Source organism: Parachitinimonas caeni (assembly GCF_030129945.1).
GTDB classification, from domain to species: Bacteria; Pseudomonadota; Gammaproteobacteria; order Burkholderiales; family Chitinimonadaceae; genus Parachitinimonas; species Parachitinimonas caeni.
Genome location: NZ_JARRAF010000298.1, coordinates 1 through 255 on the forward strand (window position 1 = coordinate 1; position 255 = coordinate 255).

A 255-nucleotide genomic window follows, 5' to 3' on the forward strand; every position below is an offset into this window, starting at 1 on the left:
TTGGCGAGCTGATCAAAGAGATCGACGGCAACGGCCACGCCACCGAATACCACTACAACCAGCGCGGCCAGCTTGACCAGAAAACCGCCGGCCTCACCAGCAGCGGCCAGTTCGACCCCAGCCGCTACAACCAGTACGCCGGCGACAGCCAGACCCTGGCGACCCAGGCCGCCAGCACCGTCATGACCTACACCGCCGGCGGCCGGCTCAAGCAGATCACCGACGGGCGTGGCAACGTCACCGAGTACAGCTACG

The 255-nt window shown here is 65.9% G+C and carries 1 protein-coding gene; it reads left to right on the forward strand.

The genetic code is table 11. From position 1 onward, the window contains the following. On the forward strand, positions 1-255 hold a 255-nt coding region (locus PZA18_RS25905), incomplete at both ends, for a hypothetical protein (protein ID WP_284103541.1).